Here is an 18,822-nt window from a genome sequence, read left to right as displayed (position 1 = left end):
CCGGAAAGCATCATTTTCATTCGTTCTCAACTAAGTCGTGTACTAGCGCCTTCTTGAGCCTCGAATACTTTGCCGACGACCTTCCAAACTCCGTCGATCTTGAGCAGGTTCATAAAGTCGCTGTAGTAGACGCCCTGCCGATCTTCGCAATCGATGCGCAGGCTGGCAGCACCACCTATCCCCATCGGCCTCCGGGCCCGTACCCGCGATTACTGGAATCCGGAGGTCCGAGCCCAGCGGCATCGACAACGGTTGGGATTAAGCCGGTTGGGTCAGTGCCATTTCGATCACGAAGCGGTACCTGACATCCGCGGCGATCATGCGCTTCCATGCCTCGTTGATCTGATCCAGCCTCACGATTTCGATGTCGGCGGCGATGCCGTGCTTGGCGCTGAAGTCGAGCATCTCCTGCGTCTCGGCGATGCCTCCGAAGAAGGAACCGGTGAGCCGTTTGCTCCGGAATATCAATGCCAGCGCGGCAGCCGTCAATTCCGGGGGCGTACCGAGCAAGCAGAGTTCACCTTCGCGCTTCACTAGACCAAGGTAGCCGTTCAGGTTGTGTGATACGGCTACAGTGTCGAGGATGACGTCGAAACGCTCCTTGGACTTGGTCATCGCATCGGCATCTGTAGTGACGAGCACGTCATCGGCACCGAGGCGTCGCGCGTCGTCGGCCTTGCCAGCAGAGGTCGTTAGCGCTACAACTTTGGCTCCCATCGCCTTCGCAAACTTGATGGCCATGTGCCCGACTCCGCCGATGCCGATCACGCCGACAGTCATCCCAGGACCAACATTCGCGCGCTTCAAGGGTGAGTATGAAGTGATGCCGGCGCAAAGCAAAGGAGCAGCGGCAGCGGCGTTGATCGTTCCCGGAACGCGCACCACATAGTTCTCATCCACTACGATGTCGTGCGAATACCCGCCATAGGTATGACCGAAATCCTTATCTGGCCCCATGTACGTTGGCGTGAAGCCCGTGTCGCAAAGCTGCTCGTGGCCTTCCTTGCACGCAGCACAGGTGCGACAGCTATCAACCAGCGGGCCGACGCCCACCAGATCGCCTACCTTATATTTCGACACTTTCGAGCCCACGGCGGTGACTCGCCCGACGATCTCGTGACCGGGTACGCACGGATAATTGCCGAAACCCCACTCGCCATGTGCAAGACCGACATCAGCATGACAGACTCCGCAGAAGAGTATTTTCATGGCCACATCTACGGGTCGAGGGTCGCGACGGTTAAAGGTGAGAGGCGTAAGCGGCGCAGTGGCGCTCTCAAGGGCGTACCCGGTTGTTTCAAACATGTAAACTCTCCAATAATCTTGCGGTTTGGTTAGAGGACTCATACGCGCTTGCGGCAGGAATTCGGCAGCCAAGCCACTGGGCCCGAGAAATGCAACGGGTATCGAATACGTCCTGCGTCAGCGACTCCGCGAACGGCTCGCTTGGAAGGCTTCGCCTGCCGTATACACTGCTGCGCCAAGAAACATAAGATCTTTCATAAGGAAGCCTTGCGAGCCGGCGTCGAGGTGTGGAGTGGTGACGAGGAAGCTGAGCGTAGTAAGAAACATGAAGACGGAGATCAAGCTGCCCAGCGCAGAAACTCTTGGTAAAAAATGGCGGGTCGCAATCATTACTGCGATCGTTATCTCCACAACGCCGACGGCGATGGCTCCTCTCTGCACACTGAATAGAAGGTAGAGCCAAGAGGTCAATGGGCTATGCGACATCCACGGCTGAATCGCCGCGGCCTCATCAGGAGTCCACTTCGCCGATCCCCAAAGGAGCAGCAAGAAGACGGTTCCATATCGAAGGATTGCGGTGCCGACTGCCGGTAGCCTCCCCTCGATGTTGAGTACCAATGGTTTCCCAAAGCCTGATGAGATCGTTTCTGCTGATGACTCTTGCATAATTTCCTTCCTGAATCGTCGGCAGGCCGAAACGACCTTCACCGGCAGGGGTTAGAACTGCTGTGAACAACGAGTGAAGCTCATTTACTAACGACACGAGGCGTATTGACGTATCATGCGGCTTGCCCAGAGAGGGACGCCGCCGATCTTATCGGGATGCCGCGATCCTCTAGGACTTTGCTGAGTTCTTTGGTGTCGATGTCGAAGATATAGCCGAAGATGTTTATGGTCTTCGGCGTGCCGGGGGAGTTACGGATGAGCGCGGCGTCGTAACGAAGCGTTTGCTCGAAGTCCAGGATGCTGATGTCTTCAAGTACGTGCTGGCGAGAGATGTCGGCCCCGAATTCGCGCTTGTAGGTCTCGATCAGCACATCAGGTGTCCACCCTGTCGTGCCGCAGAACGTGTGCTGCACAAGGACGACATTCTCGACACCGATCAGATAGTTGAGTGAGGTGATCGAACGCAGCGCGTCAACTGCACGTGCACCGGTTGTGACATTCAACAGGATGTTCGTGGTCGATCCTACTGCTGCCCCTTTGTCGTCATGGACTACTTCGCCAGGCCATGTCTGGCCGAACTCCTTCGCAATCGCCTCTGGAATACTGGTTGCGCGCGGATCTGGGCACATGACCACAATCGTGCGAAGCGGAACCGCTTTGTGAAAGAAATCGCGGATCGCTTCAGGGTTGAGACCCGGAACCTTGAGTAGCGTCTTATCGTTGACATTCATCTCTCTTCTCCTTCGATCTCTCTTTATGTATGCGCGGTGGCCGGCTTCTCGTTGGAACAATCGCTAAGCCTGCTTCCACCGGAAACTGACGTAAGCACGACCTAGTTCAAAACGGCTGCAAGCTTGCCGCTCCAAACACTGCCTGTGATCGTTCGCTGTAAATGGCGACGGTGTTGTACCGCGCGGGGTCTGTATTTGCGGGAATACTATAGCTCTGATCGTCTACGTTGCCTTTCAGGGCACCCACGTCAACCGAGGCTAAACCCTTCCCTGGCGAGGTGCTTTTTAGAGCCGGATCGTCGGCAAGGGCAAGGACTACATGTAGGTCCGGATCAATCGTTGTATGAAAATCGCTTAACCTCAGAATCAGTGTTCCGTCGGTTTGACGTAAGATCGTGGCGCGCCCACTGACTTCATGCAATTCTCCATGGAGTCGGCCGGTGTAGATTGGGTGTGCTTGGCCAACTGCGGCAACCGGAGCTGCTTCGTTCACGCGCTCATTGATGAACAGCTTCTCGGGACGGAAGAGATACCATAGCGCGGTCAAGATGATCGCGGATACCATTCCAGAGAGCGCTTTGTGCTTGCGTAGAAAGCCAACCATTTGATTTACCTAATGCACAATTGCGGGTGAAGAAGAACCCGGTCACAAAGGGCTGCGTGACCGGCCATAGCCTCTAACAGCAGTCCTTGCCGACGATCTCTTATTTTTCAAGAGGCGCTGTGCCGAAGTTCGCATTGAAGCGCACGCAATAGATCGCAATGCGATGAAACTTCGCGAGGTCAGTTCCGGCAGGGATGTCGTAGTTCTGGTCGCCTTCGTTACCTTTGAGCTTGCCGAGTTCGATACGCTCGACGTTACCTTTCAGGAAATTGTCATTGTCTTGCGCATCATCGGCCGCGATGAGCAGCACATGCACATCAGGCCCATTCGAAGTCTTAAAGTTCGTGAGCCGTAGGGTCAACTTACCGTCCGTCCCCTTGTAGACCGATGCGCGTCCGCTGGTCGCGTGGACCTGACCGTGAAAAACGCCTGTTTGGAGAGGTGTGGCGTCTTGAGCATGTGCTGAGGTGAGAGTTGCGGCTAGTAGTAAGGATGCGGTGCTTATCAGTTTATGGAAACGTGTCATGAGGATCATTCCTTTCGGGTTGTGTGGGGTATGAAGTTTTATCGCACAAGGCGTCAATGCAATCTGTGCCATGACATCTTCACGAGAGCGAGCTGATGGTTGCTTGCTAATCCCGACGAGGCTTAGCGCTTACTTGTAAATTTCGTCAATCGGAGTCTCTGCAAGGTTGTTCGTGTAGTTGTGAAGGGTCTTAAGCGTCAGGAGGAGGATCACTTCCAAAGCCTGTTGGCGACTGTAATGAGCGAAGAAGCTGTCGCGCACATCCGCTGCTGGTGAACCAGCGGTGCGGACCATCTCGACCGCAAATGACCGCAATGACTCCAGCTTCGGCTCAGCGATAGACTTACCGGAGCGCGCCGCGATCAGAGGTTCTTGCGGGAGCTTTCGCGAAAGAAAGACGTGGCCGGCAACACAGTACTCACAATTATTTTGGTTGCTGATTGCTAGTTCGACGACCTGCTGTTCGATGGCTGAAAGCGAGATCTTCTCAACCTGTTCAAACAGAGCTACGTTGGCTGCAAGTAATGGTGCACTGCCACCTAAAACGGCAATCAGGTTTGGCAGAAAGCCCCCGTATGTTTTCTTGATGCCCTCAAGCAGCGGCTTCGTTTCTGAGGGTGCGTTCTCAATCGTGTAGATCGAAAAACCGGTATCCGTTTGTTCAAGCCCTTGCGATGACATGCTAATCTCCTTTACAACTCATCAAATTCTTTTCAGTGCGCTGAGGAGTGTGGGCGCTTTTGTCTGCGATCGTTCTGTGGTGGCTGTCTCCACAAGAGGAACCCGGTGAACGACTGCCACGACCTACCAAAATTCTTTTGGTAGGACAGCGGATGGAGCGTATCCGTCCGCCGCCCGGCCCCTGCTCAACTAGTCAAGCGTCTCGCAATCGCTCCCATTTTGTATTTCAGAAAATTAGCAATCTTTGGCACATACCACTCCGTTCAAGGCAGGAAGGTCGGGTCTGTTGCAGGGCAGCGAACCGTCTGCAGTCCAGATCCTCCGGCGGCAGACGGCGTTCGCGATGGCAAGACCCTCAACGCGCAACACGGAATGGGCAGAGATCACCCGACCGTATTGCTTTGCTGGGCCTGCAGCATCATCACCGTTCGGTTTTGGTACGCCAAAGGAGTGATGTTCGTTAGGGTTTTGAAGACGTTGCTGAAGTGCGCTTGCGAGGAAAACGTCAGCAAATAGGAGATCTCGGCTATGCACAGATCCGTCGAGCGCAATAGATCCTTTGCACGCTCGATACGCCTCGTCAGCAGATACTGATGCGGGGCGATGCCGGTGGCCTGTTTGAAAGCACGAATGAAGTGGTTTAGTTGCAACGATGCGACACTGGAAAGCTGCCTCAAAGAAATATCTCGATGCAAATTCTCTTCAAGATACTCCAGCACCCTTCGAAGGCGTCTGGAGTCTAGTCCGGGGCGGCGCGGATTGCCGTGGACGTTCAGGGCGCGGCGCAAGACAGCGTCGAAGAAATTAACTGCCAGAGTTTCTCCCTGAATCGATCCATTGCGGAGGCCTGTTTCCAAAAGCGAGCTGATTACAGGCGCAACAGCGCTAGCATAGTGCGACACAATGTCCTCAACCGTCTCAACGGTGCAATCCCTCTGTGTTGCAGCTACGTCCGCAAGAAGTTCTTGCCGGAGAGACGGATCGAATGAAAATACCACTAAACCGCTGGTTTCCTCTGCTCGCACGTAGGTCTCTGAACCAACTGGATGAAAATCTGCCCTTCCAGGCAGTACATGTAAGCGAGTTCTGCGATCGGTGTCATAAGCTTTCAGGCCGATTGATATGCCAGAAGCAATCGCAACTACATCCCGATCGGCCTTGAAGTTCACTTCATAGGGGTGCGCGGGAAAACGATTGATCGTCAGCAGAGTAGTCTCGAAACGATGCCCAATGTGAGGAGTGGAATTGAGTTGTTCGTTAGCTGTTCCGTGTGTCAGCATCCGGCTTGTCCTCATCTCGAAGCTTCATTTGGTCATGCCGCTCAATGCATAGGGATTCGACGGGTTGCTGTTGGTCGGTCCGAGCTGACGGTGTTTCCAAACGTATAGAACGACCTTTACCGATGTAAGATAGCGGAATGGTGGAGTGGAGCGACGTTCACTTTTGAACCTTGGGCCTGTTTTTCACAATTGTGTCCGGCTGACATTGAATCGATTCGACAGAGGCATCCGTATCTTTGGGGTTACGCGGTGATTGCCGGGCGTCTCTTGCTGGCAAAGTGGTTGTAAAACGATCCTTTGTCACACCGGCCAAGAGCACAACGTCCTGTACTTTCTTGGCGTTGTAGCCATTGCTGTGAAAAGCCTTCAAACCGGCACCGAGAATGGCTTGGCGATGGCTTTATCTTGCCCATGACTTCATGATGGCCGGTCGTCTTAGAGAGGTAAAGGGAGCATATGTATGGACCTGTCTCATGCCGCCTAATTTGCACGCGCACCGCCCAACCTAGACCAAGGTCTTCTTGAAGTAGCGCACGACTTTCGTGCCGTCGTGAATCGTGGCCTGGCCGATCTCCTCGAAGCCCATTGCGAGATGAAAAGCCTCCGATGCGAGGTTCGGAGGTTCGACATTGACCTCACAGACCACGCGATCATGACCGGATCGTTTCGCGGCTGCAAAAAGATCCGCGTAGAGAACTCTACCAATTCCAGATCCACGAGCCAAACTTGAGACGACGATGCGATCAATATAGACAAACGATGTCAGAGACGCCTTGAACCATAAGAAGTTTGGATTTACGTATGCAGCATTGTGATCGAGCGCAATCAAGAACGCCGTTGCACCAAGGTCTAGGCCTCGCACATAGAAAGCCATGTTGAGCAGTCTTGTAAGACCAGCGGGATCGAGAGCAGATGTTTCTTTGGCATTCCTGTTATTCAATAAGAGTACCGCTGCCGCGTCCAGCAAACTCAAGTCATGTATGTTGCAGCCACTCTCGTCCAGCGCCAAAGTAGATTCTCCGTTCGACTCCTAATGAGATCAGTATAACGATTGTCCTCTCCAGGACCCATGGCAATAGCAGGGCAACAGAAGATCCATGTGCACGATGTAAGGGCTGCAGCTCACGGTATTGTAATCGCATCTTCCCCGCTGGAGGCCTCTCCGAGGCTCGGCTCAGTCGCGATGATTGGGGAAGCCCATTGTCGCCGCGCAGTCGGGGTGGAGTCCATTTGCGCAGGTCTCCAAGTTTTAGCCGCGAAGCGGACGCTTGCAGGGTGGGGGTTTGGAAGGGCCCGCTGAGGTCGGTGGCGGAAAACCGACGGTCCGAAGACAGGGACGAACCGTCTCTCAACGATTCAGAGTGAAGCGCGTGCAATTCAGCCGCATAGCGAGATGAGTCATATACATAACGCCATTGGGCGGCATTGTTCGATCGCTTCTTCTCTCGACCGCTTGCCGTACAGTCCTCCGTGCGGAATGACTGGCTGAGGTGGTTTCGACCTGCCCATATGCAAGTGCCGCGCGGCCTGAACTTATGCCACCACTAACAGCGCCACATCAACAGATTTAAGCTTACCCACCGAAGTCTGCACAGGAACAGCAACGACGAAAGAACAGTCACAACGGCGTGCCTTCAACCTGATACCGATAATGGACTTCAAACGACCGACCGACTTGTAAGGACAGGCACGCAGCGGAACTCATCGTGGCCAGGAGAGAAGGTCTCCACTCGAAGGCCGAATACATTGCCGCAGACTTGTCTATCGCTCCGAAGCTGTTCCCTTGCAGTCCTGCGGCGGACCATACATTGTCGGTAGCTCTGGCAAGCAGAACCTTGATAGTGGAACAGAGTTGCGGGAGGCTAGCTGAAGCCGGCAATGTAATAAAACGGAAACTTGCCAACCATTGCCAGGATGAGCCCTGAGCCAAGATCCGTTAGCTTTTAGTGCGCATCTGTCTTTTGAATACCGCCGTCGATGGCCAATGGACGTAAAACTTGTGTGAGAATATGCTCCGGTACGACCGCAGCGAGATTTAGCAGGTCAGAGTAGCGTTTGCGACCGGACAGGAGATGCCAGACGACTATAGCCTTCCACCTCTCGGACAAGACAGCCAGACTCCTCGCTATCGGGCAGCATCGGGACTTCTTCGGGGCGATGGGCATCTGCTCTCCTTCTTTCTCGACAATGCTGATCGCGGAAGTGGAACAACCTTCACTGTATTAGCCTGACAAGCGCCTCGGGGGCGGTGAACGGTCAGAACTGTGTTCTTCAGGGATAGAGAGGGTCGCGGACGGCAAGTCGGCGTTGATGTTAGTGGCAGCCCGGCTCAGACACGTCGCCGGAACCCGCTGGGGAACCAAACGCTATCTACAGATGAACCGGCTCGCCGAAATCGTCGCCATCGCATGACCTTTTACTCTGGCCCCATGGGGGGCCAGAGTAAATCAACCGCAACCCAACAACCTTCCTAAGTCCCAACGAAGATCGAAAGTGCGAAAAACTCTGGACACTACCGAGTTATGATTTCGTACACCAAACTGGACGAAGAATGGGGGCAGGTCAACAGGATTAGTAGTGCGGCATCAAATTCGGGACATGCCCATGCTTGGCTTAGAGGAGTTTGCGTCTGCCGTGGCCGATTCGTTTTACCACAATATGCTCTATCAATCGTCGCGGGGCTCTCTATTTGCAGCCGCTGCCCATCGTTTCGCCCCATCCATCTGAGGACTCTGAGTCCAAACACCTAAGATGAGATGAAAAGATGGTTAAAATGCAAAGAAAGGACAACTTCCACGTTTAAGCGGCGAGGCCCGCGTTTCCAATTGAAAGAACGGGCGCGTTCATCATTCGACTAAAACGGTTAGTGCAGGCCCTTGATACTAATAGATACTCTCACTAAGAGCTCATCTAGGGGTGCTCCGGTGCCTGTCCTAACGCAACAGACAAGCACCGAATACTTAGTCGAATTGTAGATTGCAGGCTATGGACTTGGGGCTGTAGGCACCACAATGCGGTCGATATTCGGAGAGCCATTTGTAAATGTGGATGGGTCTCCAAGCACGATCGCATTCTTTCCTTGGCTGAGCGACGCATTAAAAGTGACATACCCGGGTGTGGAATAAGTTCCTGTAAATGGCAACACGGGCGAGACACCCTGGGCCCCGTCATTAATCTTGATGCCTATGGTGTCTGCAGGCGGCGTGGTGCTATCACCGTTGCAATCATAGATGCGAATAGCATACGCGCCTGTGGCCGGAACGGTGACCGTAAACGTCATGGACGTTCCAGGAACCAGGTAGCCAACTAAGGCGCCGCCCGAACACAGAGGGCACGGATAGATGTTTGCTCCACTGATGACAGAATCCTCAGCTTCATACGTTTTTCCGTAAGCCACCGGAGTGACTTCCAATTCGGGGGAGTTGATGCTTGTTCCGGTCTCACTGAGTGACGATACGACATAGTAGTAAGTCGTCCCATTGGTCAGGCCGAGATCCGTCACGTTGGTCTGATAAATTCCACTGTCGACGGCCGTATATGGGCCGCCCTTTGTGGTACTGCGCGACACGGTGTAGACCAGCGCTCCTGCTCCGCCGGTCCACGACAAGGTGACCTGTTCGTCAGCGGGTACGGCCGTCACTGACGTCGGCGGAGCCGGAGCTGAAATTTTAGTGAGAGTCGATGGCGGAGTCCATTTAAATAGCAGTTGCTTAGCTTGGTAATCCTCTTCTTTCAATAAGAGGTATTCGCCGTTTTTTAAGTGATGTGCGCGAATGGACTGCCATTCATCGTCGTTGCCGATGTTTGGCAAACCTCCTACATCCGTGCCTGGAGTAAACCTCCCGACGTAAGAACCGTCTGTGGTGCTATAGATGAGTGTGTAATGGGGAGTATTGAAATCAACGAACACGTATTTTCGATCCTGCGTGAAGGACTCAGGAGACCAGGTGTTATTGGGATCCGGGTCAAACGGGACGTTGAGTATCCACTTGGGCGTTCTGTTGCCCTTGTCCCAGTGGTCATATCGGGCAATTTGGTTGGTGCCCCCGTACACATATAGAGTTCCGCCGTCGGTCTCCTGAGGATCAAAGATAGCGCTTCCAACACTGGTAAGACCTTGGAAATCGTTTGGAGCATCATAGACGACCATGTGATTGAAGTCGTAAATTGGGGCGCCATAGGAATCAAACCCTTGAAAAAGGTATCGACGGAGGTGGATGGAATTCTCATACGGGGGATATTCTGCCTGATAGTTTACCTGCCAGACGTCGCCGTTGGAGTCCATCCAGAAAGTACCACCGTCGCGATGAAGGTCATTTGGAGGTTCCAGGAATTCATCCAATTGCAGTTTGCCATCTCCGTTCAGATCTCTCCAGATAAACTCTCCATTGTCAGGCTGAACGTCAAAATCCTGATACTTGCCCTGAAACGCCCCGTAATCGAATGCAGCGCACGGTATTGCAATCTCTTTCCCTGGACCAGAGGCGCTATCGTCAAAGCGATAAATAGCCATGTAGCCGCCGCTCTGAGGCCCCACCAGCAAGAATTTCTTCCCTTCAATGTATTGGATTTGCGTGGTGGAAGAAATGCCTGTGATGCGTACGTCGTCGGGGTAGCGGAAGCGGTCAACAGTATCGGCGACGTAGGTGGCCTCCTGTCCCGCGGGGCGACTGAAGTCGACTTTAAAGTGGTGGTAGGGATCGTAAATGTCACGTTGTGTATGCTGATCCATATCCATTGTGGTCACAAATTCGAGTCCGTCGACTGACCAGTTAGTCTCTCCGAAGATATTATAGCTTTGTAGCTGCGTTCCGTGCCCGTTACCATGGGCATAGCCCCAGCCATTCTGACTTACATAGAGGTTGTTAAGACTATCGGTCGCTATCCCAGTGATACCTCTGAAGCGCCAGGGTCCGATCGTGCCTCGTTGGTCCTTGTTTCCGGCGTAGACGCCGCCTTTAACTCCGAGCGTTCTTACGAGGAAAGGTGCGGAAAGCAGATTTCCGTATACTTTGATGTTTTGGTCCGGCCCCTCATCGCCCACGAGCAGGAAACCGAGATTGTCAATCCAGAGCGCAGAAACTTCTCCTCCTTCAGGTAAGGTAATGGTGTTGATCAGTTTGCCGGCGCAATCGAAATGCCTGATAGTGGAGAGACCATAATCTGTGTTGTAGTTGAAGACGATGCCATCCAAATTAGGTAACGGAGTATTGTCATTTTCACTTACCCAAATACCGCCCTGTTGATCGACGGCGATTCGGGCAGGAGCAAGGATGGAAAGGCTCCGAATCAAACCCAAGGTCTTTTGATCGAAGACATCGACCACGTTCTCGTCGCCCTCGGCCACATAAATCTTACCGTCCGCGATAGTGATGCCGTTCACTTCATAGCTCTTTGGCAAGGTGCTGCTGCCAGTAAGCGAAACCGATGCGCCGGTCAGGTCTGAGGCATTTAGGACCGATATCCCTTGGCCGCCATCAGTGCCGTTCGCCGAATTGCCCTTGTAGATATACCTTTCGTCAGCTGCAACTGCGTCGCCACCGCCATTCTGAAAGTTGGGGCTGTTGTTCAGCGCGTTGAGAGGGCTGATCAGCTTCCCTTCCTTGAAAATGCTCACCGGCCGGCCACCTTCGTCCCAGGTAGTGTTGCTATAGATCTTGCCGTCCGGAGTGGCATAGATCCCGTCCACGTCGAGAGGGACGTGTTGCAAGGCGTGGTTTGGCTCCGTGCCGTTACCCGGATACGTATTACCGATCCAGCTTGTCGTGTAATCAAGCGTATTAGGGTCGCCAGAGGCATCGGCTGCCTGGGTAGCAGCTTGCGCTTTCTGCTCTGAGGCCGCTGATCTCTGCTGCGCATTTGCCGTGATCTGGAATGACAGCAAGAATGCCGCGGTTAATGGTATCAAGGTATATTGCGCTCTCAAATTGAGCCTCCTGAGAATCCTGAACAATGAAAGGTCTGCTCCAAGAACGCCTCAACCTTAGGGTGGACACCCAATTCGAGTCTATAAAGATAGCGATGATTCTTTATGAGGAACCTACCGCTCACGTAAGGCTTAATTCCGGCAACATTTTACGCCCGGACATGGCATCAGCGGCTTACTGGTCCGGTGAGCTACGCTATTCTTGTCACAAACCTGCACATTCGTCTGGAGTCGCGGGGCGCCTAATCTAAAGAGTCATCCCAATTGATCATCGGTGGACAGTCTGCGACAGCCCATCCGCCTTCTTCGCAGTTCTCCTGTCCTAAGATCGTTCTAATAAACTGTATCTTGCCAACCGGACACTTTGATCTGAACCTCTACATCTTCGCAATCTAAACGACTTAGACGCCTAGCGAGGCTGGGGAGGGAAGGAGGGTGGCCGCTCACCAGAATCGCTATTCGGCTCGTCCCTCAACCCATAGTGCAACTCCTTTGCACGTTTTAGCTGTTCCCATCCTACCCACCAATTGGATATAGCCACTCCGTCAAGCCACACACTTTCTATATATGTCCTGTTAGGAGCGACATCCGCGGAGATGAGTAGATCATGTTCACCTAGCGATAGGTTCACCGTAGGAAAGATTGGCGTGCTCAACGTGAATCCGCCTACACCCGGAATTGCTGGATAGATACCCAGATAGCCGAAGACAACCCATGCTGAGGTGGCTCCTAGATCGTCGTTACCGGGCAATCCCCCGGCCGTGTCGGTGAACAACTCGTCCCGAGTCTTTCGGACTACCTTCTGGGTTTGCCACGGGTGACCAGTCCAATTGTAGATCCATGGATTACCAAAGCTGGGCTCATTGCTGATGAAGAAGTGGGGAGTATAACCACTGCCGGTCCATTCCCCATATTTGCTGAAGTAGTCATCCAATCTCGCGTTCGCAGCATCCGGTCCTCCGAGACTCTGGATGACGGCGGGTAAGTCATAGGGGACCATCCAGGTGTATTGCGCGGCATTGCCTTCAACGAATCCCGTCGTCTTATCCGGAGAAAAGCCTGAGAGAAATACGCCGCTTTGATCCCGCGCCCGGATGTACTTAGTGTTGGGGTTAAAGAGTTTTCGCCAATTCGCGGAGCGCGCGAGGAACCTGTCGGCGCATCCCGACTGGCCCAGCGCTCGGCAAAATTGCGAAATGGCAAAGTCGGCATTAGCGTCCTCAAGGGTGATAGAAGCAGAACCCGTCGTGAGAGGCCCTTCAGGAATGTATCCGCGCTTGAGATAATCGCGAAGACCAGGACGTTCCGCATATAGGCGAATGTGGGTATCAGGATTGTCCGCGCCGTGAAGCATGGTAGCAAGCGCCCCTTTGGTATCGAAATCTTGAGCACCAAAAGCATAGGTGTTGGCAATAATCAAGTCTGAAGGATCCTCCACCATCACAGTGCTTTCGTCATTAGCGACTGGCCAGATTGGCAGTCCTTTTCCCTCCTTTGCGTCGATCACTAGTGACTCCGCCATGCCACTCGCAATTCCAGGAAAGAGCATGGAGATCAGTTGCGTTTGGGTGCGATAGACATCCCACCCCGAGAAGTTAGCGTACTGAATGCGGCCCTCGGCGCGATGTATTTTTTTGTCAAATCCAATGTATTCCCCATTGACATCGCTAAAAATGGACGGTCAAAGCAGTGAGTGGTAGAGCGCGGTATAGAAGATGTTTTCTTGCGATGTGTTTCCTCCCTCCACTCTGACCCTTTGCAGAACCTTGTTCCACGCAGCTCGCGCGTCGCTGCGAACTTGCTGGACATTTCAGCCGGGAATTTCGGTGCGCAGATTTAGTCTTGCGTTTGTGATGCTAACGTAAGAGATTCCAACCTTGACGTGCACGCTCGGACGGTGGAAACAAAAGTTATGTATGCCCCTGTGCTCCTACCTTTGGCCAAGGGGACGCTCGGTTTCACTGCTATTTCATCGAAGGTACCGAAGCCGTCCGGTACCTGCTCGGTTTCAATTACAAAGAATATCCGGTAATGATTTTCCGCCGAACAGAACCAGCCGCCATCGACCGACCCCGTTATCTCTTTGCCTTGTATCTTGACTTGGGCGTCGGTGACCCGAGAAAGATTGCGGCTGAGGTCGACGAGGAGTGTGTGATCCTGCCCGCCGGCAGGATATAGCAACTCGGCGATGCCGGACCGAGGCGCTGCGGCAAGCCGAACATTAATCCCGGATTCGAATTTAACCGAATAATAGCCCGGCTCGGCTTTCTGATCACCTGGTTTATAAGCTCCTTTGTAAGTCAAAGGATATTGGGGAGGTGGTGTTTGAGGTATTCCCAGGATCGACAAAATAGGTATCTCACCGTTCGTGCCGCACCCGGCCCCGCTCAAGTAGTTCAGACTGAAGCCGCGAGTCGTCGTATCCCCATACCGATAGAACGTACCGTCAGGATTGTCTGGACTCCAGTAGAGCATTCCGAAGGGAGTCGCAGCCCCGGGAATCGTATTCCCGTTGTCACGAATGGGGTTGGTCGAGGTCCCAATAAAGGGATCTACGCGAGACGCGAGATCGTCCGAAGCCTGGGACTGGCAGACGAGAGAAGAACCCAAGGGGCAAACGGTAAAAGCATTCTTGACTGGAGTTATCATTTGTCAACGCTATTCTTCTCGCGTTCTCGCTGAACAGCATGGGCATCAGGCAGCGAGGTAGTCGCCTGATGCCCAAGAACACTTGTCTTCGCAACTTTCATTGCTTATTACGGGACCCAACGGAACAGCAGGTTCTTTGCCTGGTTGTCTTCCTCGTTGAGAATTACATATTCGCCATTCGACCGACGGAAAGCGTCGATTCCATAAGGCATGTCGACATTACCGATCGCGCCGGAAGAGGGCCCCTCAGATGTTTGGATTGACGGACCCACGAGCGACGGGTCAGCGGTGATTGTACCGACGGCCGACCCATCAATAACACTAAATACCTGTATTTTATGTATCCCGCTAAAGGTTAGGAACAGATACCCTTCAGTCCCATCGGGTTTCTCCGCCACGCTGAAGGATTCCGGCCAGTCATAGTTGCTGGTGTCCTGCTCGGAGATGATCGTCCAGGCGGGAGAGACGTTTCCATTATTTGCCAGCCAGCCTGGATAAGCAGTATAGATTTGTCCGGGACCATCGTCGCCGATCGGACCCGGTTGCGGATAGCTCGAGTTCCAACCGGCCAGATAGAGCGTGTCTGATCCCGCATCATACTGTGCCCGCCTGATTATACCGTCTGATCCAGAAAAAGGTGCAGGCCGATTGAAAGACTGAGTGCTTCCATAAGTGGGATTGCCATTCCCATCCAGGCCAGTGGACGGAGTGTAAATAATGTATTCGGATGGTTGCGCAGTCCCCGCTTCCCAGATGCCGCCATTGGCATCGGGATAGATCGCGTAATAGCCCTGGGCCGGATAAGACGTGCTGCTGTCAGTTGCGATATCCCCATCAACGTTGGTTTTGTAGATATTAAGGTAGCCGGCATACTGTCCGGTCGTAAACAAAATTCGATTCCCATTGATTCTTCTGACCCAGGTTGTGTAGTTTGGAGCGCTCAGCCGGCTATCGCTAGGGAACTCAAATCGATCCAAGGTGAAGCCAGTGTAAGACCATTCGGAACCCGGCGTGTTGTTTTGCCAGTTGAGATTAAAGTGGTGCCAGGTATCGTAGACATCCTGTCCGTCGTCTCCGGGGTCGAAGCCTGCCCGGGTGACAAACTCCAGCCCAAGCCGCGACCATTGTTGATTTCCGCTCGGGGAATACTTTTCTAGCTCGGCGCCGAAAGCGTTTCCATCAAGATTATTCACGCTATCACGCCCACCATTTTGGCTGACATAGATGTTGCCGCTTCCGTCAACTCCAACGCCGGTAAGCCCTTTAAATTTTAGCGCTGCTATCTGGCCTTTAGTGTTACTGTAGACCCCCCCGACATTACCAAAGGAGTTGTAGCCCGTCGGCGAACCCGTAAGATTGCCTACGTCGTAGATCTTTATATCCTGATCCTGTCCGTTATCTGAAATCAGTACCAAGTCATCGGGACTCTGCATATGAGAAGTGTCTACTGCTATTCCGGTTAGGGCAACACTACCATCAAAGTTGATGACATCCCCGAGATTGTTTCCGCTGCCGTCGTAATGCACCACTTGGGCTCCGCTACTGCTATTGTCATTGGCTTCCACGATCCAAAGTGAACCGTCGCTGCCGAGTGCCAACCCGCGCGGGTAGCTGAGGCTGAACGAAGCAGGGTTCGAGGCGAGCGTCCCGTCCTGGTTGATGCTGTAGATGAGTATTTGTCCGTTTGTGTTGTCGGATACATAAAGCGTACCGTCTGTGGCGGCGAGACCCCGCACGTCGGTTTGAACCAAGGAGCCCGATCTGCTTTGCGCGAGATCGTAGCTGCCACCAGCCTTTGGAGCTGCGCTTGCAAACACCTTACCGCCGTTGACATAATAAATAAAATTATCGTTAGCGGTGATCGCATAACCATTTTCGTTGTACCCCTGGTCAGAGGGGCCCGCAACGAGATTCCCGTTCGGGTCGAAGACGGCTTGCGTTTCACCTGCCTCGTCATAGGTAGTATTGGTATAAACGTTGCCTGCGGAATCGACGTAGATGGTGTCGATATCATCGGGAACGTGGACCTGGTAGAGGCCGCTGGGAGCGTTTGCCCCGCCGAAGCTATTGCCGATCCACGAGGTCTCGACATTCAACGAGTTAGATAATCCTTGGGCGTGAACCAAGGAGAATGACGATGCGAGCGTAAAAGCAATCATACTAAAGCGAGAAACCCGTAACTGTTTGTAAGCCATAGCTAGACGCCCTTTCGAGTTGAAGGTTGGGTAGGAGGACGGAGGGTCGTCATTCGTCCCACGAGGAATTGCCTCGCGTTCCGAGGAATCAATGCATCAAAGCCTTGCTCCAAACAGTGACCTGCTAGAGCGAGCTATCCTGCTCGTCAACAACCGATGGCTCGAAAAGCGCGGTTCGTGATCCTATTGATCGTAAAGTCGCACAAAAAGCATTTTCTGTCACAAAATGACTTGTTATTCAAATGGATATTGCTTCAATAGGGACGCAATGCCGCATCACACCGTCAAACTCTTAGAAGACGCTCGTGGTTCGTTATAGAAAGTTGTTAAGTACTGCAGCTAAATTCCAACAAATGACATCTTTGAAATGATCCAGAATCCAAAGGCTAAGCTGGTCTGAAGCTGAGGGATCGAGGCCTTCTAGATTCTCTGGAAGTCGGAGAGGAAAATCAGGAAGATGGCGAAGCGTGGACACAGCTAAGAGGAGATTTTGCGAGTATTGCGGGAGGCAGAGTGAGCGAATACGGTGGTCGAGGCTTGCCGTAGGCACGGCATGAGCTAGCAAAGTTTTACCTGTGGAAGAAGTATTCCGAACTCGGTCTGAGCGAGTTGCGCGAGCTTCAGCAGTTGCGAAGAAAAAGGGCAAGTTCATTGCGCCAGGTCTTTCAACGAACCCTTTAGAGACCGCTTTTTAATAGATTTGCGAACTCACACGGAGGCTATTCTTGAAGATGACCAGGATTATTTTCTGGAACGTCGTCGCTATCGTTTTTATAATCTTTCAGAGTGCATGCGCATCAGAACCCATCAGGCAGAATCCTGACAATCCCCATTATTTTCTCTTCCGGGGAAAGCCTACGGTACTGGTCACCTCTGGGGAGCACTATGGCGCGGTCCTCAACGGGGACTTCGATTACGTTAGATATCTCGATGAACTCCATGCCAACAGGCTGAACTATACCCGGTTATTTTCGGGAGTCTATTTCGAAAGTCCAGGGGATTTTGGGATTGTTCAGAATACCCTCGCTCCAGATCCCGCAGCGTTACTTCTGCCATGGGCACGAAGCTTGCAACCGGGGTATGTGCTCGGGGGCAACAAATTCGATCTCAACTCGCTGGATGCCAAATATCTAGCTCGACTTAAAGATTTTCTCGCCAAAGCAGATGAGCGCGGGATCGTTGTCGAACTGGTGTTGTTCTCTGTCTTTTACCAACAAGGCCAATGGGACCACTCTCCCATGAATGCCGCGAACAATATTAACGGCATCGGCATCTGTCCACGCGAAAAAGCGCTCACGCTCGACAATGGCAACCTTTTGGCTGCACAGGAACTCTTCATTAGACAGCTCATGACAGAGCTCAACGCATTTGACAACCTATATTACGAACTGGTCAACGAGCCCTGGACCAACATATCCAACGAATGGATTGATCACATGATTAACGTAGCGGCTACCGCGGAGGATTCTCTTCCGAAGCGTCACCTGATCGCCCACGATGTGCCGTCGAAACCAACTGAGGCTGGCGCACGATATGCCCGTGACAACGCGCACATTTCCGTGCTCAATATGCACTACGAGCGCGATCTGAAGAATATGAGCTATTACTACCCTGCGGGTAAGGTCCTCTCATATGACGAGACCGGTTTCGATGGAAACGCGGATCATCCCTATCACGTGCAGGCATGGCAGTACATGCTGGCGGGTGGAGGAGTCTACGACAATCTCGATTACTCCTTCGTGGTGGGACACGAAAACGGCTCGGCCCAGGTAGCTCCAGGCACGCCAGGGGGCGGTAGCGTCAAACTGCGCTTGGAACTTTCGTATCTAAAGGCGTTTCTGGAAAGCTTCGATCTTGTGAAGTTAAACCCGGCAGAAGGATTGGTAGCTGGGGGCGTTCCGGACGGCGGCTTGGTCAGAGTGCTCGCCGAACCCGGAAGGCAGTATGCGATCTATATCCGGGGCGGGAGCAAGACGACACTACAGATTACTCTCCCGAAAGGCTCGTATACTTTACAATGGCTCAACACCATGACGGGCGCGACGGACAAAAGTGATATTCTTGCCAACCACCCAGGCGGGCCCGCAAGTTTGCCTTCACCGCCGTACTCCTCCGATATCGCCCTGAGCATAAGAACCGCCTTGGCTGATTAGCTGATTCTATGGATCTGACTGGCCCCGATGGTGCGAATGATGTTTCATCCTATTTCAGCTGAAAGCGTGCGAACAGGTGGGTATCAACAAACTACTGTGCCGTAGTTCTTCGGCGAGCACCGCCGAGTCGAGGCGAGCTCGGCGTCAGATCTCTCCCACTTCCGTC

At 53.1% G+C, this 18,822-nt stretch carries 14 protein-coding genes and 1 pseudogene; 1 reads left to right on the top strand and 14 read right to left on the bottom strand.

Annotated elements, in window-relative coordinates; translation table 11 throughout:
• Nucleotides 1–26: 26 nt before the first annotated feature.
• The 14 genes and pseudogenes from ACPOL_RS21180 to ACPOL_RS21105 all read right to left on the bottom strand — a co-directional run bounded on the left by ACPOL_RS21180 (nt 27) and on the right by ACPOL_RS21105 (nt 16,404).
• Entirely contained in the window at nt 27–185 is a 159-nt protein-coding gene (locus ACPOL_RS21180; RefSeq protein ID WP_114208821.1) for a nuclear transport factor 2 family protein, read from the bottom strand.
• 73 nt (nt 186–258) lie between these two features.
• Nucleotides 259–1,305 (bottom strand): NAD(P)-dependent alcohol dehydrogenase, encoded by a 1,047-nt coding sequence (locus ACPOL_RS21175; RefSeq protein WP_114208820.1) that lies wholly within the window; start codon nt 1,303–1,305, stop codon nt 259–261.
• A gap of 117 nt (nt 1,306–1,422) precedes the next feature.
• Nucleotides 1,423–1,911, bottom strand: coding sequence for a DUF417 family protein (locus ACPOL_RS21170; RefSeq protein WP_114208819.1), 489 nt, complete (start codon nt 1,909–1,911; stop codon nt 1,423–1,425).
• A 113-nt stretch (nt 1,912–2,024) separates the two neighbouring features.
• Entirely contained in the window at nt 2,025–2,642 is a 618-nt protein-coding gene (locus tag ACPOL_RS21165) for a carbonic anhydrase (protein ID WP_114208818.1), read from the bottom strand.
• 106 nt (nt 2,643–2,748) lie between these two features.
• A complete protein-coding gene (locus tag ACPOL_RS21160) occupies nt 2,749–3,246 on the bottom strand; it encodes a DM13 domain-containing protein (RefSeq protein WP_114208817.1) in 498 nt (165 codons plus the stop codon).
• Nucleotides 3,247–3,346: 100 nt separating this feature from the next.
• Complete coding sequence (locus tag ACPOL_RS21155; RefSeq protein WP_114208816.1) at nt 3,347–3,844, bottom strand: DM13 domain-containing protein; 498 nt, start codon at nt 3,842–3,844, stop codon at nt 3,347–3,349.
• 57 nt (nt 3,845–3,901) lie between these two features.
• On the bottom strand, nt 3,902–4,453 hold the full coding sequence (locus tag ACPOL_RS21150) for a carboxymuconolactone decarboxylase family protein (RefSeq protein ID WP_114208815.1): 552 nt from the start codon (nt 4,451–4,453) through the stop codon (nt 3,902–3,904).
• Nucleotides 4,454–4,836: 383 nt separating this feature from the next.
• Nucleotides 4,837–5,733, bottom strand: a complete 897-nt coding sequence (locus tag ACPOL_RS21145) for an AraC family transcriptional regulator (RefSeq protein ID WP_161557487.1) — start codon at nt 5,731–5,733, stop codon at nt 4,837–4,839.
• A gap of 505 nt (nt 5,734–6,238) precedes the next feature.
• Entirely contained in the window at nt 6,239–6,742 is a 504-nt protein-coding gene (locus tag ACPOL_RS21140; protein WP_114208813.1) for a GNAT family N-acetyltransferase, read from the bottom strand.
• Nucleotides 6,743–7,676: 934 nt separating this feature from the next.
• On the bottom strand, nt 7,677–7,898 hold the full coding sequence (locus tag ACPOL_RS36455; protein WP_114208811.1) for a winged helix-turn-helix transcriptional regulator: 222 nt from the start codon (nt 7,896–7,898) through the stop codon (nt 7,677–7,679).
• A gap of 818 nt (nt 7,899–8,716) precedes the next feature.
• Nucleotides 8,717–11,659: a hypothetical protein gene (locus ACPOL_RS21125; RefSeq protein WP_114208810.1), complete on the bottom strand. Its 2,943-nt coding sequence runs from the start codon at nt 11,657–11,659 to the stop codon at nt 8,717–8,719.
• Between the two features lie 409 nt (nt 11,660–12,068).
• Nucleotides 12,069–13,454, bottom strand: a pseudogene (locus ACPOL_RS21120) (GH92 family glycosyl hydrolase); the annotation flags it as partial.
• A gap of 41 nt (nt 13,455–13,495) precedes the next feature.
• Nucleotides 13,496–14,308, bottom strand: a complete 813-nt coding sequence (locus tag ACPOL_RS33670) for a hypothetical protein (protein ID WP_161557486.1) — start codon at nt 14,306–14,308, stop codon at nt 13,496–13,498.
• Nucleotides 14,309–14,415: 107 nt separating this feature from the next.
• Nucleotides 14,416–16,404, bottom strand: a complete 1,989-nt coding sequence (locus ACPOL_RS21105; RefSeq protein ID WP_150133085.1) for an NHL repeat-containing protein — start codon at nt 16,402–16,404, stop codon at nt 14,416–14,418.
• A gap of 830 nt (nt 16,405–17,234) precedes the next feature.
• Between ACPOL_RS21105 and ACPOL_RS21100 the strand changes: the two genes are divergently transcribed.
• A complete protein-coding gene (locus ACPOL_RS21100; protein ID WP_150133084.1) occupies nt 17,235–18,656 on the top strand; it encodes a hypothetical protein in 1,422 nt (473 codons plus the stop codon).
• Nucleotides 18,657–18,822 lie beyond the last annotated feature (166 nt).

The sequence above is a fragment of the Acidisarcina polymorpha genome (genome assembly GCF_003330725.1).
Taxonomy (GTDB): Bacteria; Acidobacteriota; Terriglobia; order Terriglobales; family Acidobacteriaceae; genus Acidisarcina; species Acidisarcina polymorpha.
The sequence above is the reverse complement of the archived record's forward strand: the minus strand, read 5'-3'. Positions and strand labels throughout refer to the sequence as shown.

What these genes read in the sequence shown, in the direction of transcription:
- ACPOL_RS21180 (WP_114208821.1), bottom strand. Translation starts at nt 185, where the DNA reads ATGGGGATAGGTGGTGCTGCCAGCCTGCGCATCGATTGCGAAGATCGG.
- ACPOL_RS21100 (WP_150133084.1), top strand. Translation starts at nt 17,235, where the DNA reads ATGACCAGGATTATTTTCTGGAACGTCGTCGCTATCGTTTTTATAATC.
- ACPOL_RS33670 (WP_161557486.1), bottom strand. Translation starts at nt 14,308, where the DNA reads ATGATAACTCCAGTCAAGAATGCTTTTACCGTTTGCCCCTTGGGTTCT.
- ACPOL_RS21150 (WP_114208815.1), bottom strand. Translation starts at nt 4,453, where the DNA reads ATGTCATCGCAAGGGCTTGAACAAACGGATACCGGTTTTTCGATCTAC.
- ACPOL_RS21175 (WP_114208820.1), bottom strand. Translation starts at nt 1,305, where the DNA reads ATGTTTGAAACAACCGGGTACGCCCTTGAGAGCGCCACTGCGCCGCTT.
- ACPOL_RS21170 (WP_114208819.1), bottom strand. Translation starts at nt 1,911, where the DNA reads ATGCAAGAGTCATCAGCAGAAACGATCTCATCAGGCTTTGGGAAACCA.
- ACPOL_RS21145 (WP_161557487.1), bottom strand. Translation starts at nt 5,733, where the DNA reads ATGCTGACACACGGAACAGCTAACGAACAACTCAATTCCACTCCTCAC.
- ACPOL_RS21155 (WP_114208816.1), bottom strand. Translation starts at nt 3,844, where the DNA reads ATGGCACAGATTGCATTGACGCCTTGTGCGATAAAACTTCATACCCCA.
- ACPOL_RS36455 (WP_114208811.1), bottom strand. Translation starts at nt 7,898, where the DNA reads ATGCCCATCGCCCCGAAGAAGTCCCGATGCTGCCCGATAGCGAGGAGT.
- ACPOL_RS21165 (WP_114208818.1), bottom strand. Translation starts at nt 2,642, where the DNA reads ATGAATGTCAACGATAAGACGCTACTCAAGGTTCCGGGTCTCAACCCT.
- ACPOL_RS21160 (WP_114208817.1), bottom strand. Translation starts at nt 3,246, where the DNA reads ATGGTTGGCTTTCTACGCAAGCACAAAGCGCTCTCTGGAATGGTATCC.